This window comes from Curtobacterium sp. VKM Ac-2852, assembly GCF_013205045.1.
Taxonomy (GTDB): domain Bacteria; phylum Actinomycetota; class Actinomycetes; order Actinomycetales; family Microbacteriaceae; genus Curtobacterium; species Curtobacterium flaccumfaciens.
Window position 1 is genome coordinate 1,165,630 of record NZ_JABMLI010000001.1, and the last position, 16,375, is coordinate 1,182,004.

The 16,375-nt window shown below is 70.3% G+C and carries 12 protein-coding genes; 8 read left to right on the top strand and 4 right to left on the bottom strand.

What is annotated here, in order from left to right; all coding sequences use genetic code 11:
• Window positions 1–20: 20 nt before the first annotated feature.
• The 4 genes from HQQ79_RS05750 (at window position 21) to HQQ79_RS05760 (ending at window position 2,558) form a co-directional block, all read left to right on the top strand.
• Window positions 21–401, top strand: a complete 381-nt coding sequence (locus HQQ79_RS05750; RefSeq protein ID WP_139179603.1) for a hypothetical protein — start codon at window positions 21–23, stop codon at window positions 399–401.
• Between the two features lie 954 nt (window positions 402–1,355).
• Complete coding sequence (locus HQQ79_RS05755) at window positions 1,356–1,913, top strand: hypothetical protein (RefSeq protein ID WP_173032881.1); 558 nt, start codon at window positions 1,356–1,358, stop codon at window positions 1,911–1,913.
• A 48-nt stretch (window positions 1,914–1,961) separates the two neighbouring features.
• Window positions 1,962–2,237 (top strand): hypothetical protein, encoded by a 276-nt coding sequence (locus HQQ79_RS18385; RefSeq protein WP_216852174.1) that lies wholly within the window; start codon window positions 1,962–1,964, stop codon window positions 2,235–2,237.
• Between the two features lie 39 nt (window positions 2,238–2,276).
• Window positions 2,277–2,558: a hypothetical protein gene (locus HQQ79_RS05760; RefSeq protein WP_138801974.1), complete on the top strand. Its 282-nt coding sequence runs from the start codon at window positions 2,277–2,279 to the stop codon at window positions 2,556–2,558.
• 318 nt (window positions 2,559–2,876) lie between these two features.
• On the opposite strand, the gene HQQ79_RS05765 is transcribed toward HQQ79_RS05760, so the two are convergent.
• Window positions 2,877–3,470: a hypothetical protein gene (locus HQQ79_RS05765; RefSeq protein WP_173032883.1), complete on the bottom strand. Its 594-nt coding sequence runs from the start codon at window positions 3,468–3,470 to the stop codon at window positions 2,877–2,879.
• 252 nt (window positions 3,471–3,722) lie between these two features.
• On the opposite strand from HQQ79_RS05765, the gene HQQ79_RS05770 reads away from it, so the two are divergent.
• The 3 genes from HQQ79_RS05770 to HQQ79_RS05780 are packed head-to-tail and all read left to right on the top strand — an operon-like array spanning window position 3,723 to window position 12,187.
• Window positions 3,723–6,476 (top strand): hypothetical protein, encoded by a 2,754-nt coding sequence (locus HQQ79_RS05770; protein WP_173032885.1) that lies wholly within the window; start codon window positions 3,723–3,725, stop codon window positions 6,474–6,476.
• Window positions 6,473–7,879: a hypothetical protein gene (locus HQQ79_RS05775; RefSeq protein WP_173032887.1), complete on the top strand. Its 1,407-nt coding sequence runs from the start codon at window positions 6,473–6,475 to the stop codon at window positions 7,877–7,879. Before HQQ79_RS05770 ends, HQQ79_RS05775 begins: the two co-directional genes overlap by 4 nt.
• 36 nt (window positions 7,880–7,915) lie before the next feature.
• Window positions 7,916–12,187, top strand: coding sequence for an FtsK/SpoIIIE domain-containing protein (locus tag HQQ79_RS05780; protein ID WP_173032889.1), 4,272 nt, complete (start codon window positions 7,916–7,918; stop codon window positions 12,185–12,187).
• Between the two features lie 104 nt (window positions 12,188–12,291).
• On the opposite strand, the gene HQQ79_RS05785 is transcribed toward HQQ79_RS05780, so the two are convergent.
• Genes HQQ79_RS05785 through HQQ79_RS05795 form a run of 3 tightly spaced genes read right to left on the bottom strand, consistent with a single transcriptional unit; the run spans window position 12,292 to window position 15,869 of the window.
• The gene (locus tag HQQ79_RS05785) at window positions 12,292–14,307 is read right to left on the bottom strand and encodes a serine/threonine-protein kinase (protein ID WP_173032891.1); all 2,016 of its coding nucleotides are present in this window, start codon (window positions 14,305–14,307) and stop codon (window positions 12,292–12,294) included.
• 48 nt (window positions 14,308–14,355) lie between these two features.
• A complete protein-coding gene (mshD, locus tag HQQ79_RS05790) occupies window positions 14,356–15,186 on the bottom strand; it encodes a mycothiol synthase (protein ID WP_173032893.1) in 831 nt (276 codons plus the stop codon).
• Window positions 15,186–15,869: a response regulator transcription factor gene (locus tag HQQ79_RS05795; protein WP_017888078.1), complete on the bottom strand. Its 684-nt coding sequence runs from the start codon at window positions 15,867–15,869 to the stop codon at window positions 15,186–15,188. Before HQQ79_RS05795 ends, mshD begins: the two co-directional genes overlap by 1 nt.
• 199 nt (window positions 15,870–16,068) lie before the next feature.
• Here HQQ79_RS05795 and HQQ79_RS05800 point away from each other — a divergent pair, with 199 nt between their 5' ends.
• Entirely contained in the window at window positions 16,069–16,350 is a 282-nt protein-coding gene (locus tag HQQ79_RS05800; RefSeq protein ID WP_128780538.1) for a hypothetical protein, read from the top strand.
• Window positions 16,351–16,375 lie beyond the last annotated feature (25 nt).

Here is a 16,375-nt window from a genome sequence, read left to right on the forward strand (position 1 = left end):
TTCGGAACCGCACCATCGCCGTGCTCTTGCTCTTCCTCGTCGTTGTCTTCCCGATCTTGGCATTCTTCGTAGCGCCGATCGCTTTGGGCGTGTACGACGATTCTCACCCAATGTCCGTCACTTGCACTGTTGAATCCGCAAAAGCGGGGAGTACTTCGAGTCGTTCCTTGAAGGGCGTCGGGAGTTCGGGCAGTCAAGTTGTCATCGAGACAAAAGGCTGTGGGCGGTTGCTGATCGACTCAGGTATCAACAAGGACAATGTCGATCGGGTGGCCGACGAACTCAAGGCGGGGCAGCGCTACCGATTCATAGTTGGAGAGGGGACCTACCGGTTGCGCTCGGTTCTTCAGCTGGTCAAGGTCGCACCTGATGTGCGCGACTTCAAGGCAACCCAGGAGTAGCGTGCGACGCGGTCTCGACGTTCACGCATGGTCTCTAGGGGTTGGGCCCGCGCACGCGGGTGGCGTCGAGCAGCATCGCGGCGTCCTCATGGCTGCGGCGACGATCGGTGCACTCGGAATCGCCTTGCCCCTCGTGCTCGCTGGTGATCATGCTTTCGCAGCGACGCCGTACTCGGTCCTCGGCGGTCCGTGCCCTCGATGGCGGTGGCCGGACGTGCAAGGCGATGATTTCGGCAGGACCTTACTGAGCGGGGCCATAGGCGGCGCTGAAGAGCCGATGTGCGGGTCCCAGCCGCGCACAGAGGCCAGGGTCGGCTGGTGAAGTCCACCGAAGACGATCGGGTTGCGTCGAAGCTGCTCCGAAAGAGGAAAAGCAGGGCACCCGTCTGGGGGAATCGAGTGATTGCAGTAGCAATCGTGCTAGGCGTCATCGTGATTCCTCTCCTGGCATTAACGGTCGGACCGACCTGGCTCGGGCGATACGATGATTCTCATCGAATCAAAGTAACCTGCAAAGTTGATTCCGCCGAAGCAAACATTGCGTCTTCACGGTCTGCGAAAGGCGCGGGAGGCTCGCGACCGCAGGTGACCTTCCATACAGACTGCGGGAATCTCATCTACGCAGACGGGGTCGATCGATCGAGTATGAAACGAATAGCCGGCTCGGTTGAATCGAACGCGCCGTATCGGTTCGAAGTTGGTGCTGGCTCGTTCAATCTGCGGAAGGGTCTCAAGTTTGTCAAAGTAGCTCCGACGGTTTACGGCTATAGCCAAGTCCGCAAGTAGGGGCGAAAGAGTTCAGTGAAGCACCTAGCTGCTAGCCTCTACGGGATTTCGAACAGGTTTGTGTGGAAGATGAGCTATCGACCGAAGCCAGTAACCTCGCTTTTTCTACTATCCACCTCGACCCCGGACTTCCCAGCGGAGCGGACGCGATGCGGGGATCCATGGCACGTGGAGACACCGAATGTCCGGTTGGCGAAGAAGGCGGCTGGAGGCGATCATTTACTGGTGAGTGCTGCTTCTGATGGCACGTTTCGTCCTGCTCATAAGAGCCCTGCACGTGTCTTTCTTGAGCGGTTGCAGGCCGTCGGACTGTTGTTCTTGATCATCGGGCTCCCGGTGGCCACGTTCGGTTTCGGCCCGTCGATTCTCGGGCGGTACGACGATGGGCACCGCATGAACGTCGTGTGTCGGGTCGATTCGGCAGAGGCGAACATGTCGTCTTCCCGGTCCGCGAAGGGAGCCGGCGGTGCACAACCCCAGGTCACCTTCCACACGAATTGCGGGAATCTCCTCTACCTGGAAGGCGTCGATCGGTCCAGCATGCAGCGGATAGCGTCCGCGGTGGAACCAGGCGAGCGCTACCGATTCACGGTCGGTGCGGGCTCGTTCCGGCTGCGTGCCGGGCTCAAGATCCTGAAGGTAGCGCCGGAGATCTACAGCTACACCGCAGTGGCCGCCCCGGAGGCGCCCCTGCGTGGATCGCGGGACAGCCCAAACGACGAGTGAGCCGGAGCGGTGATGTTGAGACGAAGGAGCACACGGGACGAGGTCGTCGTGCTGTGCAACGAGGTGGCCGGATTCCTCTGCCGGATGGGGGCTCGTGAGGCGGAGGGCTTTTACCTCCGCCAGGCCGAGGCGCTCCGCGTCGAGGAGGCGTGGCTTGCTCGGCGGCGGATCTACCGAAGGATCTACTCCGCGTCGAACACGGGGGCAGGGGGCATGGGCGACATGTTCGTGGTCACGCCTGACGGCGCGGGCGATGTCCCTGCGACCGAAGCTTTCCAGCGGTCACTCTCAGCGCTGCTTCGGGCGACGCGCACATTCCCGTGATGGACTCGCTGTTCCAGCGCTGAAGGGGCACGGCAGAACATGACCTTGTCGGAATTGCTCAAGCAACTCGACGATCACGCCGTCGAGGACGCCGCGTCGGCTGTGCAGATAGCCGCCGTACGATCTGCCCTCATTGCCGCATTCGAGCAGGCGCCCGGTCATCCGGCGTACCGCAGCGGGATACAGGGCGCCGCCCGCCTTGTTGCCGACACCTGGCCCTACGAGAGCGAGCTGGGGGCGCTGGTGCTGGCCTTTTCCGAAGCGGTGCGACGCGACATTGCCCCGCACCGCACGACGGACACTGGGGCTGCAGTCGAGTGATCCAGGACTGAACGACTCGCACCGTCAGCTCCGCGCACAGCACTGCGGGCTCGCTTCACTCCCTGACGGCCATCGGCTCGTCGACGTCGCAGGTCGTGTTCGAGACGTCCGACTGCGGGGCGCTTGTGCTGTCTGGGTTGCGGATCGTGACAAGAGGCTGAGCTGGCCGAGAGGGAGCGCTACCGGTTCGACGTCGGCGAGGGTTCCTTCACGATGCTGGCATTCCTGAACACGATCCGCCAGGCCGTGTACGTGAAGAGCTTCGAGCCCGTGCGAACACGGTAGGTCCGTCGGCCAAGTGCAGCAGCAGCGCGCCGCTCAGCGCCCGAAGGCCCCGACGAACTCACCCCACTGCGCGGGCGCCCGCTGTTCGAGCCACGCACAGAGCTCGGGGTAGGCGGCGTCGATCGACAGGACGCTGATCACGCCGCGCTGGCCGTTCACCTTGATGTCGAGGCCACCGAACCGGTTGGTGGTGGGCCGGATGCGCTTGATCGCCGCCGGGTCGACGGTCCGCGCGGCACGGAACATCGGCGTCACGACCAGCTGCGAGTCGTACGCCTCGACGCGACGGCGCTTCTGCCCGACGCCGAGGTAGACGAACAGGAGCCCGAACAGCACCATGCCGACACCGGCGATGAGCATCCCGATCGCGTCGGGGTCGTCGAGCAGGCTGAGTGTGACAAGGAAGAAGAACCCGCCGACGACGAGGACGACGATCCCGATGATCCGGAGCAGCAGGTAGCTGAACCGGCGAGCACGGACGGTGAAGAGCACGCCGTGCGCCTCGTCGCCCACGACGATGGACGGTGGCCGCTTCCGGTCGTTCTGACGGACGAGCGCGCTGACGGCGGCCGGGATGGCGATCATGGCGATCAGCGCGATGAGCACCGGCGACAGGTTGATGTTCACCGGCCCGCCCCTGTTCGTGCGTTCGTGCGCCGACGTTCAAAGGGTGTGATGCCCTGGTCCCCCTGGATCATGCGGGCAGAGTATCAGTGCCCTGTGGACAGGTCCGAGCACCCTCACGGATGCTCTATGTTGGATTTCAGTAGCGAGCTGTGGCCCGAACGGGGGTGGCTCCGGGGGAGGCCAGCCCGGACCTGACGCCGTTCAGCAACTAGCATCGATGTGCTCGACGATTCTCTTGGGGGGAAGACCGTGATGAACCAGCGTGCCGGGAACACCGGAGCACGACGGACCGGACGACGGATCGCGGGGACGGTCGCCGTCACGGGGATCGCTGCGCTGGTGCTCGCCGGCTGCACCTCCGACGACAAGCCTGTTGCCGACCCTTCGAGGGTCCTGCAGACCGTCGACACGCGCCTCGCCGCGGACGGCTCGATCACGTCGATCTCGGACACCGCGATCTCCGTCGCAGGCAAGGACTCCTCGTCCGCGACGACCGAGCACGACCCCGCGAAGGCGGCGAGTGACCTGCCACTGCGCATCACGACGCAGTACTCGACCAAGAAGAAGACCGGCACGGACCTGGCCGACCTCGACGGGTACTCGGGTCGAGTATCGATCGACCTGACGATCGAGAACCTGACGGTCACGTCGAAGAACCTGACCTACGACGTCGCCGGCACGTCGCGTTCGACCCCGGCACTCGTGGGCGCGCCCTTCAGCATCGCGGCGTCGACCGTGCTGACGGGGACCGCCGCCGACCGCGTCGTCACGGACTCGGCCGACTCCGGCTCGTCGACCGACGGTGTCGTGAGCACCAACGAGGACGGCGACGCGGTCGTCCAGTGGGGCCGGTTGCTCGCTCCGCCGACCTCCGGTGCGAGCAGCACGCTGCACCTCGTCGCCGACGTCGAGGACTTCACCGCGCCGACCATCGACGTCGCCGCGCAGCCCGGGCTGTCCACGGACCTGTCCTCCACGGGCGTCGTCAACGCGGCATTCGGGTCCGACATTGACTCCGAACTCGCGCTCCAGCGCCGCACGATCGACCTGATCTCGCAGGTGAACGAGGTGTTGGCGCGTGCCGGTGGCACCATCACCGAAGTCCGGTCGAACCTCGAGACGACGTCGGAGACCCTCGGCGTCAGCACGGCCGAGCGCCTCAAGGAGAGCAGCTCCTCCCTGGCCAGCACGATGCAGTCCCTCTCCGGACAGCTCGGCTCCCTGAACAGCGACCTCGGCAGCACGGTCAAGGCCACGCAGTCGACGGTGTTGCAGCAGCTCCAGCAGACCACCACGAGCCTCGACAGCCTGCTCGGCGACACGTCCGCGACCGCGCCGGCAACGGTGCTCGACGGCAACGGGTGCGCGGCCACGCCGAAGACCCCGTCCACCGGAGGCAGTGTCTACGGCAACCTCCTCCGCGTCTCGGCGCAGCTCACCGGCTACGCCGATGCGAGCGAGGCGTGCAAGCAGCAGGTGAGTGCGCAGCTCACCGCTGCCGTCGGCCCGAAGGACCCGGACGCGACGACCTGCGCCGCGACGGACGCGCGAGACTCGCTGACCTGCACGCTCTACGAATCGTCCACCGCGATCAACGGTTCGCTGATCGGGCTGGTGAGCACCGGGCAGGCACTCGCCGCGCGGCTGCAGCCCGAGACGGTGGACGCCGCGATCGCGAGCGCTGCCGGCCTCGACGCGCAGCTCACCAGCATCTCCGATGCCCTCGACGAGTACGAGAACGGTGGCGACGGCGGCACCGGTGACGCCCTGCGCGCGCTGTCGGCGAGCGCGGACCAGATCGGCACGCGAATCGACGCACTGGCGACGGCCGTGCAGACCACGCACGACCGTGCCGAGGCGGCACGTGACCTGGTCGACGGCGCAGGGTTCCCGCTCTCGATGCAGCGCCAGAACTCGGCGGTCGCGGACCAGCTCTGCACCCTCGCGACGCTCGGACAACTCGACCAGGCCGACGCCGATCGCCTCCGCGGCTACTTGACGGCCGAGCCCTGCGCCGGTGCGCCCGAGGGCACCGTGCTCCAGCCCGGCCTCGGGTTCACCGACCCGATGGACGAACGACTGGACGACCAGACGGCGCGCTGGCAGGAAGTCGTCGACTCGACCAGTGCCGACGCGACGGCTGAGGGGTCCATCGGCAGCGCGATCGCCGGCCTGCGGACTGACCTGACCGCGCTCGACGACAGCATCCGCGCTGTCCGAGATGCCGTCCGTGGTGGCAGCGACGACGTGGGTTCGACGATCGAACGACTTCGCGCAGCGGTTTCGGACGCCGACAGGTCGCAGACGGTCATCGCGACGCAGCTCGGGACCGTCCGCCAGACGCAGATCGACCTCGCTGCCGAGGTCGAGAAGACGTTCAAGGACGCCTCCGACCAGTCGTCGGAGACCTTCAAGAAGGCCATCGACGCACAGGTGCGGAAGGTCTCGACCACGGCGTCCGCGAGCAACCAGGCCGTCCGCGACGCCTTCGACAAATCGATTGCCGGGCTCCGGTCCACCTCGGGCGAGGTCACGAAGGACTCGAAGGGCACGATCGACGAGCAGAAGGGCACGCTCGAGCAGGAAGGCTCCGAGCTGGCATCCGCCGTCGACCGTCAGACGGCCTCGAGTCTCGAGCAGATCGCCGCGAGCACGAGCGCCTCGACGCGCGACGTGCAGGGAGCCTCCACGCTGCTGACCGGCGACCTCAACCGGGTGATGCTCGACCTGGGCGACCGCAAGGTCAACGGATCCGGCATCCTCGGCGCGATGGCCACGAGCGCGGCGAAGTCCGACTCCGCCGACTACCAGCTCGCCCTGGCATCGCAGAACGCCGCGGGCTACGCGAACGTCCGCGCCGAGGACGTCGCCGGGATCCTGCTCCAGCAGGAGCAGTTCCGAGCCTCCCTCGACGCCGCCACGACGCTGCCCGCCTTCCAGCTCAAGGTGCCGGCCAGCGCGACCTCGACCACGCTGTACACCTTCCGGATCGGGGCGGACCGATGAGCGACCAGACGATCGACGAGTCCGATGGCACCGAGGCGGAACGTCCGCGCAATCGCCGTCCGCTGGTCATCGCCGCCATCGCGGTGCTCCTGGTCGCTGCGGTGGTCGCCGCCGTCCTGACCTTCCGGGCGATCGGCAGCAGCACGCCGGCCGAGGCCGTCTCGGCCACCGTGCCGGTGGAGATCACCGTCAAGCACGTCCCCGACACCACGAAGATCGGCGTCGTCGTCACCCTGGGCGACGGCGAGGGCTCTGAGTGGAACGAGGCGGCACAGGGTGCCCTGGTCGCCGAGCGACGACTGGCACTCGGCGGGACCGACATCACGCTCGTCACGAAGAACGACGGCGGGACGTCCGCGGGGGCGAAGACCGCGGTGGAGTCCCTGGCGAAGAGCGGCGTCGCGGGCATCGTCGTCGCGTCGTCCGGCAAGCACGTCTCCGGAGCGCTGACGACGGCGGCCGAGAAGCACATCCCGGTGGTGGTGCCCTACGCCTCGGCCGAGAAGGACTCGTGGTCGACCGCGCCGACCGCCGAGTCGATCGGCGCCGCGATGACGACGGCGCTCGGCGACGCGAAGTCGCCGCTCCTGGTGGACCTCGGCGGTGGTGCGCCCGCAGACCTCCGAGTGACGCACGTCCTCGACGGGGACGACACCGCCGACACTGCGGAGCTCGCCGCGACCATCGCCTCGCGGACCGGTGCGACCGACGCAGACGAGGGCACCGCCGAGGCCTCGGACGCCGACCCGAAGGCCGCGCCGGACTCGGACGCTGTCGTCGTCAGCGGGTCCGCGCAACGACAGGGTGCCCTGGTGGCAGCACTGCAGGCCGCAGACGTCACCGTGCCGGTCGTCCTCACCCCGGACGCGACGAGTCCGGCCTTCGGCGCCGCACTCATCGATGCCGGCGGCAGCCTGAGCGGCTCCTTCCGCACCGTCGGGGTGGCCACCGACGACGCACGGGCGCTCTCCTCGGACGCCGAAGGTCGGGCGATGTCCGCGTTCCTCGGTGGGGTCCGGGTGCTCGCCGACGATGCCGACGCCCAGAACCTGACGGGTGACCGGCCGTTCTCGGCGGTGGCCGTGGCAGCGGACGCTCGCAGCCACGATGCCGTCGTCGCCCTGGTCCGCGCGGTCGGCAAGGCCGGCAGCACGGAGCCCTCCGACGTGACCGATGCCCTCGCCGCGCTCGACCTCGACTCCGCGGCGGGCATCGCCGGTCCGGCGCTCGACTTCACGCGGCAGCAGGCGCTCGGTGCGTCCGCGACGGTCTTGGCGGCCTCGGCACAGCCACTCGGACTCCGACCCGACAACGCCGCCGCTGCTGGCTCCGAAGACGCATCCGGCGACGACGCGGCTCAGGCCACCTCGCTGGTGTGGTTCGAGGACTCCACCGCACACTGACCCACCCACGCACTACCCGAGAAGGACACCGCGAGCATGCGCCTGCTGATCGAGCTCGACGACCGACGTGAAGCGGTCGAGGTCGACGGGTGGTCCGGCGCGTCCTCGCTGGGGGAGCTCATCTCGGCGGCGATCGGCGTCGAACTCGATGCCGAGACGACCCTCGCGGTCGACGCTCACCGCACCAGTGCGGCGACCCCGCTGCGCGACCTCGTCCTGCTCGAGGGGTCCCGCATCGGCCGCGCACCGCAGGAGCGGCCGCAGGTGATCGACGGGTGGAGCGTCACCCTCGCCGGGGGACTCGACGCGGGTCTCGTCGTACCGGTCCCGAGCAGCCGGAAGCTCGTCGTGGGCCGGGCGCCCCAAGCCGACGTCGTGCTGCCCACCGAGAGCGCTTCGTGGGAGCACTGCACGATCGAGCGCGAGGACGACGGGGTCCGGGTGCGTGACGCCGGGTCGACGAACGGCACCGTGATCGCGGGCGAGCGCATCGATGCCGAGGGAGTCCTGCTCACCGGGACCACGAGCGTCATCGTGGGCGGCGCCGTGCTGCTGGTCCGGCCAGCGCTGGACGAGGTCCCCGTGCCGGCCGCGGGCTCCCTGGCCAACCTGACGCCCGCGGCGACCGCGCCGTTCAACCGCCCGCCCCGAGCCGGGCGGAACACCGAGACCGAGACCGTCGACCCGCCGGCCAAGCGCGAGGTCCCGCAGGCATCGAAGTTCAGCTGGATCACCGTCGCAGCGCCTCTGGTCCTCGCCGGTGCGATGGTCCTCCTGCTCGGCGACGCCCGGTTCGCCCTGTTCGCGCTGCTGTCGCCGGTCACCGCGATCGGCATGTGGTTCGAGCAGAAGCACCGTCGGGCGAAGAACCTGAAGGAGGAGGACACCCGCTTCGCCGAGGCCGTGGAGTCCTTCCGGGGTGAGATCGCCGAGGCCGCAGCGGTCGAGGCGGCCCGTCGGCAGGAACTCGTCCCCGACCCGGCCACCGTCGTCCGCCGGGCCGAGCTCCCCACCACCCTGCTGTGGCAGCGACGCTCCGAGGACGCTGACTTCCTGAGCCTGCACGCCGGCACCGGTGACGCACCGTGGCGCCCCGAACTCGATCAGCGAGCGGCGTCGTCCAAGCTCGAGGACGAGGCGAAAGCCGCCATCGCCGACAGTCGCCTCACCGCTGCGCCGGTCGTGGCGGACCTGTCCGACGCCGGCGTCGTCGGGATCGTCGGCGACCGCGAGGGCGCGCTCGCGCTGGCGCGCAGTCTGCTCACGCAGGCCACCGTGCACTGCGGGCCCGCCGATCTGACGGTGGGCATCTTCTGCGACGCCGGCCGCGCGGACGACTGGGGGTGGGCCTCCTGGCTGCCGCACGCGCGCGTGGCGGGGAGCAGCACCGGTGCCCGCTGGATGTCGGCGCAGCGCGACCAGAGCGCCGCGATGCTCCGGGGGCTGCGGGAGTCGCTCGACGAACTCCCGACCCCGAACCTGCTCGTCGTGGTCGACTCGGAAGTGCTCACCGAGGGCCGCGACGCACCCGCCCGGAACCTGCTCGGCGAAGGGCGCACCGTGCCCGGACAGTCGCTCCGTCCCGGCGAGCAGCCCCGACGGGCGAGCGGGATCGTCATCGCGACCAACGAGCAGCAGCTCCCCGCAGCCTGCACGACGATCATCACGGTCGGGGCCGACGCCGCAGCGACGGTCTACCGGCCGGAGGACCGGACCCGCGTCGAGGACGTCGTGCTCGCCGGCCTCAGCGCCGAGACCGCCGAACGGAGCGCCCGCAGCGTGGCGCACTTCGACGATCCCGAACTGCTGGTGCCGGGTGCGTCGTTGCCGTCGCTCGTCCGCCTGCCGGAGCTGCTCGCGGGTGACGACACGGTCGCGCGAACCCCGACGGGCACGAGCCCAGCCGATGCGATCCGCACGGCCTGGGACGCCCGCACCGGCTTCTCGACCCCGATCGGGTCGTCGGAGAGCGGCGTCCTCGAGATCGACCTCGTCCGCGACGGACCACACGGCCTGGTCGGTGGCACGACGGGATCGGGCAAGAGCGAGTTCCTGCGGTCGCTCGTCGCCGGGCTCGCCGCGCGGAACGACCCCACGCGCCTGAACTTCCTGCTCGTCGACTTCAAGGGCGGAGCCGCGTTCGCCGCCTGCGAGCGGCTGCCGCACACCATCGGCACGATCAGCAACCTCGACGAGCAGCTCGCCGACCGGGCGATCCGTGCGCTCGAGGCCGAGCTCGAGCGACGGCAGCGGGTGTTCGCCGCGGCCGGGGCGGACATCGACAACCTCGACGCCTACCTGGCGACGAAGCCGGACGAGCCGATGCCGCGCCTGCTCCTCGTCGTGGACGAGTTCGCGATGCTGGCGAAGGACTTCCCCGACGTCCTGACCTCGCTCGTCGCCGTCGCGGCGGTCGGGCGCACACTCGGCGTCCACATGATCCTGGCCACCCAGCGGCCGGCCGGCGTGGTGAGCGAGGACATCCTGGCGAACACCAACATGCGTGTCGCGCTGCGGGTGCAGAGCCGCGAGGACTCCACGAACGTGATCGGCGTCCCCGCGGCCGCCGGCATCGGTCGCCAGCAGACCGGTCGTGCCTACGTGAAGCTCGGCCAGGACGACATCACCCCGGTGCAGACAGCCCTCGTCACCGGCCGAGCCCGTGACGAACGTGCCGAACAGCCGGTGTCCGTCCGTCCGACGGACGTCTTCGGCGTTCCGGCGCCGATGCCCGCCCCGGCTCCGACGGCGTCCGACGTGACCGACCTCGACCAGCTCATCGAGTCGATCGGGCAGGCGAACGCCGCCGCCGGCTACGCTCCGCCGCGCCCGATCTGGCCCGAGGCACTCGGCGACCGCGTCGAGCTGGGTGCGCTGGGGGCAGCCGACGCCGCTGACACGTCGCGGACGGTGCCCGTTGCCCTGGCGGACGACCCCGACCACCAGCGCCAGGTCACCACAGGATGGGACCTCGACGAGGGCAACCTCATGCTCATGGGCATCCCCGGCAGCGGGACGAGCACCGCGCTCGCCACCCTCGCCCTGCAGCTCGCCGCCGCGACGAGCCCGGACGACCTCGACCTGCTGGTGCTCGACATGGGTCCAGGCGACCTGGCTCCGCTCGCCCGGCTGCCGCACACCACGGCCTACGTCGGCTCCGGTGCCGGCGCGGGGGAGTTGCAGGCGCGGTTCCTCCGCCACCTGCGCGTCGAGCTCGAGCGCCGTCGTGCCACTCCGGGCGGCCGCCGTGCCGTCGTGCTGATCGACGGTCTCGCGGCACTGCGCGACGAGTACCAGGACTTCGAGGGCCAGCTGCTGCTCGACGCCCTGTACCGCGTCTACGCCGAGGGGCCCGCGCTGGGCATCTCGTTCGCCGTGTCGACGACACGGGCCAAGGCCGTGCCGTCCGCGATGGACGAAGTGACCACCCAGAAGTGGATGTTCCGCCTCGCGGACCCGTACGACTACGCCTCGATCGGCGTCCGCCCCAAGGACGTCCCGCCACCGGTGCCGGGCCGCTTCATCGACTCGGTCCTGCGGTTGCAGTCACACGTGGCGACACCCGACGTCCCGCTCGCGCAGGCGGTCGAGCGCCTCGCGGAGCGCTGGTCCGGCACCGCTCCGAAGGCGAGTGCGGTCGGGCGGCTGCCCGACGCCGTCCTGGTCGACGAGCTCGGTGCCGGTGCGGTCTTTTCCAGCGAGCCGTGGCGGCTGCCGGTCGGGATCGCCGAGGACGACCTCGCTCCGGCCACGCTCGAGGTGTACGACGGCGAACACGTGCTCGTCGCGGGGCCGGCGCGCTCCGGCAAGTCGACCGTCCTGCTGGCGCTGGCGGCACTGGCACGCGCTGCAGAGGGCGTCCGCCCGGCCGTCTGGGCGATCTGTGACCGTCGGTCACCGCTCGCCTCGGGATCGTTCGACCGCATCGCCGTCGGATCCGACGAGGTCCCCGCACTGCTGGCCGGGCTGCGGCTCGAGCGCGGTCCGGTCCTGCTGCTCATCGACGACGCCGAACGCTTCGACGACGGCGACCAGGCGATCGCCACCCTGCTTGCGACGGAGCGTCCCGGTCTGTGCGTGGTCGCCGCCGGTCGGTCCGCCGACCTCCGGTCGCTCTACAGCCACTGGACCCGCGCCGTCCGCAAGTCGCGGTGCGGCGTGCTCCTGCAGCCGGACGTCGACTACGACGGCGAGCTGCTCGGCGTCACGCTCCCGCGCCGTGCACCGGTCGCGCTGACCGTGGGGCGCGGCTACGCGTCGTCCGGCGGCGCCGTCCGCCTGGTACAGACCGCGTCCGCAGGCAGCTGACCCGACCGACTGACGGACTGGAGGCCCGTGCGACGCCGCCACGGGCCTCCAGTCAGTCTGCTGGTCGCGCTCAGTCGTGCGATGGACGCGCGTGGCAGACGCGCTCAGTCGCGCGTCGTGATCCCGAAGGGCGAGCTCTCGAGGTTCGTGAAGTTCCCCACCGTCGCCCGGACGGTGCACGACGGGGCGACGGAGAGTGCGGTGACCACGAGCCCGTCGGACGACACGGCCAACGCGCCCGAGCAGCCGTCGGCGAACCGTACGCCGGACTCCCCGCCGGCCACGTCGACGAGCATCTGCGACGGGCGCCCGCTGCTCGGACTGCGGTACAGCGGGTTGAGCTCGTCGGCACCGTTCGGCCAGACCGGCACCAGGGTCACCGGCAGCGCCGTCTGGCTGACCGTCCGGTCGGGCGTCCGGACCTCGACACCCTGCAGCCGCTGGACGGGGTAGGCCGTCCCGCGCACGGCGTCGTCGGTCACGGCTGCGGTCGTCGCCTCGCCGACGCCGTCGAGCCAGGTCTGCAGGGCTGCACCGTCCTTGACAGTGAGTGGCACCGAGGCCTCTACGGTGACGTCTCCGCCGGCGGGGACCTCGACGCCGGACAGGCTCCACGCGCACGCGGTGTCCACGCCGGTCAGTGACGGCTGGTTGCGCTTCGCGGTGATGCCCTCGCCGGACCAGGTGACCGCGGGGCAGGAGGCTCCCGAGCGGGCACCGGGCAGCACCTCGAGGAACGGTCCGCTGAGGGTGGCCGCCTGCGCCGCGTACGTGACGCGCAGGTCCACAGTGCCCTTCGCCGGGTCGATGGTGGCGCGCCGTGTGGTCGCCAGCCCGGTGGGCAGTGGCCGGTCCTGCTGGTAGGCGTTGGCGGCCTGTGCGGTCGCGGTACCGGCGCCCGGCGTCTTCCGGAGGGCCCCTGGCAGCCACACGACGCCGCCGACGACCAGCGCGGCGACGAGCACGACGCCGATGCCGCCGAACAGGAGTGCACGGTCGGTCAGCCACTCGGGGCGGGCGAACCGACGCGTCGGTTCGGGCTCGGCGGCCGGTGCGGCGGGCAGCGGCTGCCGCGCCATCGGCCGGATGACGGTCTGCGACCCGGCGGGGCCGAGCTCCGGGGCCGGCCCGACGACCGCGGCGTCGTCCCCGGTGGCGGTGGTCCGGGATCCCGTCGCGTCGTCGGGACGGACCCCACGGACGACGGTCGCCGGACGCTCGACCTCGTCGAACGAGTCCGGGTCGCTGGAGGCGACCAGTGCGGGTGCCGAGGCGAGGGACCGTGCAAGCCGACGGAGGGTCCCCGCCGCGTCCGCCGCCGACGGACGGGCGTTCGGGTCCTTCGCGAGCAGGGCGGACACCGCGGCCCACAGGGCGTCGGGCACGTCGAGCGGGGGCGGGTTCGAGGTGACGTGACGGTAGGCCACGGCGAAGTCCGTGCCCGGTCCGGCGAACGGTGTGCGACCGGACAGCAGCTCGTAGAGCATGACCCCGGCACCGTAGACATCGGCGGCCGGACCCGAGCGTCCGTGGCTGATCGACTCGGGTGCCATGTACTGCGGCGTGCCGAGGAGCCCGGTGGTCGTGCGTTCGCGTTCGGCCACGACCGACGCGATCCCGAAGTCGGTGACCCGGACGGCACCGGTGGCACCGGGGACCCACGCGGTCTGGAGCAGGACGTTGTCGGGCTTCACGTCACGGTGGGTGACGTCCTGCTCGTGCGCCGCGGTGAGTGCGTCGAGGGTCTCGGCGGTGATCGTCAGCGCGTCCCGCGGGAGGAGCGGACCGTTCGACGCGAGCAGCTCGCGGGCGGACCCACCCGGCACCAGGTCCATGACGATCGCGAGCCGGTCGCCCTCGACGACCAGGTCGCGGACGCGCACGATGGACGGGTGCTGCAGGGCGAGGAGCACCGAGCGTTCGCGCACGAAGCGCTCGACGATCTGCGGGTCGGCGGCGAGTTCGGCACGCAGGAGCTTGGCCGCGAAAGCCTCGCCGGTCGCGGAGTGCTCGACCCGCCAGACCTCTCCGCTGGCGCCGGTCCCGAGCAGTTCGACCAGTCGGTAGGACGCACCGAGCGGTTCGCCCTGGCCGTACTGCCCTTGACGGTCCTGCGCCACGCGTTCCCCGATCCCCCCGATGGCCGACCCCTCGCCGACCACGCAATGTTACCGGCCGGCGGCCTGCTCCGGCGCCGCGTACTGCACGTCGATCGCGTGCTGCGTGAACCCCGAGCGCCGGTACAGCGCCAGCGCCGGCTCGTTGTCCCCCTCGACGTAGAGTGCGGCGGCGGTCAGGCCACGGCCGCGCAGCCGAGCGGTGCCCGCACGCATGAGCACACCGCCGAGTCGCTGCCCCTGCAGGTCGGGCCGCACGGCGACGGCGTAGAACTCGCCGATGCCGTCCTCGACCTTGAGCCAGCACGAGCCGGCGAGCTGCCCGGAGGCGTCGCGGAGCAGCAGCAGATCCTCGCCTGCGAACCAGTCGTCGGCCTCGCGTGCGTGCAGGTCGTCGAGCGTCATCCGACCCTGCTCGGGGTGGTGGGCGAAGGCGGCGGCGTTCAGCGCGAGCCAGTCGGTCTCGTCGTCGGTGCCGGGGCGGAACGCCGACAGCGAGTAACCGTCGGGCAGCTCGACGTCGGCGGCGACGCCGACATCGGACTCGGCGACGGGTGCCCGGAGCTGCAGCAGCGTGCGGACCGCGCGCCAGCCGAACCGGTCGGCCAGCGCCCGTGCTGCCGGGTGGTCCCCGTGGGCCCACGCGAGCCGGGGAGCGGCCCCGCCGCCCAGCGCGAGTGCCTGCGACACCAGGGCCGTGCCGATGCCCCGGCCACGGGCCTCCTGGGCGACGACGAGTTCCAGCTCGCCGTCACGGACCACCGCGACCCCGCGGTCGACGGTCAGGACGGCCGCGCGCCCCGCGCGGACGTCGACCAGGGTCTGGTCGGAGAACGGGGGAGCCTCGCCGGGGGCGACGAAGGAGCCGAGGTCGGGCAGCACTACTGCCCCATCAGGCGCTCGGCCTCGTCGTCGTAGACGTTGAAGCGGTACCCGACGTTGCGGACGGTGCCGATCAGCGACTCGAGGTCGCCGAGCTTGGCGCGCAGTCGTCGGACGTGCACGTCGACCGTGCGGGTGCCACCGAAGTAGTCGTAGCCCCAGACCTCGCTGAGCAACTGCTCGCGGGTGAAGACGCGTGACGGGTGGGTGGCGAAGAAGCGCAGGAGCTCGAACTCCTTGAACGTCAGGTCGAGCGGCCGGCCGCGCACCTTGGCGGAGTAGCTGGCCTCGTCGATGACGACACCGGACGCCTGGATCTTCGAGCTCGTCTGGCCCTTCGCCGCACGACCGGCCGACAGCCGGATGCGGGCGTCGATCTCGGCCGGGCCGGCGCTCTCGAGCACGACGTCGTCGACGTTCCAGTCGCTGTTCACGGCGGTCAGCCCGCCCTCGGTGACGACGAGCACGATCGGCGTGGTCGATCCCGACGAGGCGAGGATCTTGCACAGGGCCTTCGCGCTGACCAGGTCGGTGCGGGCGTCCACGAACATCAGGTCGCTCTGCGGGGCGTTGACCAGCTGTGCGGCCTCGGCCGGCACGTGGCGGATCCGGTGGCTCAGGAGGCCCAGGCTCGGCAGGACGTCTCCGGGCGCGGTCGAGGTGAGTACCAGGAGCTGTGCCACAGGACCTCCGGAGGTGGATGACGTCGTGGAGACATCCTAGTGATGCTCGGGAAGGACTCATCCGGCCGGACGGATTGCGCGTCGTCCCGCACCGCACGGTGTGAGCACCGCACCCCACGGTGCACGCATCGCATCGCACGGCGCGACCACCGCACCGCACGGTGCGTGCGTTCCGCACGTCCCTGACATGATGGAGCGCGTGACCGAGCCCGTGCACCCCACCGACCAGCGTCGCCTGCGGCTGACGTCCGTCCTGCCGGTCTGGGTGCTGGCGGTCGTCGGGGCCGTGCTCGTGCTGACCGTGGCCGAGCGCGACGCCTTCGCCTGGCTGCTGCTCGTCTTCGTCGCCTGCGTGATGGTCAGCTTCGTGTTGCAGCTCATCACCGCCACGAAGGACGGTCTGGTCGAACGGATCAGCATCGCGTCGTCCGGGGCGTTCGTCGTGGTCCTCGTCACCGCGGTGGTGCTCCTGGCGCGTTGAGCCGAGCCGCGTAGACTCCGAGCAT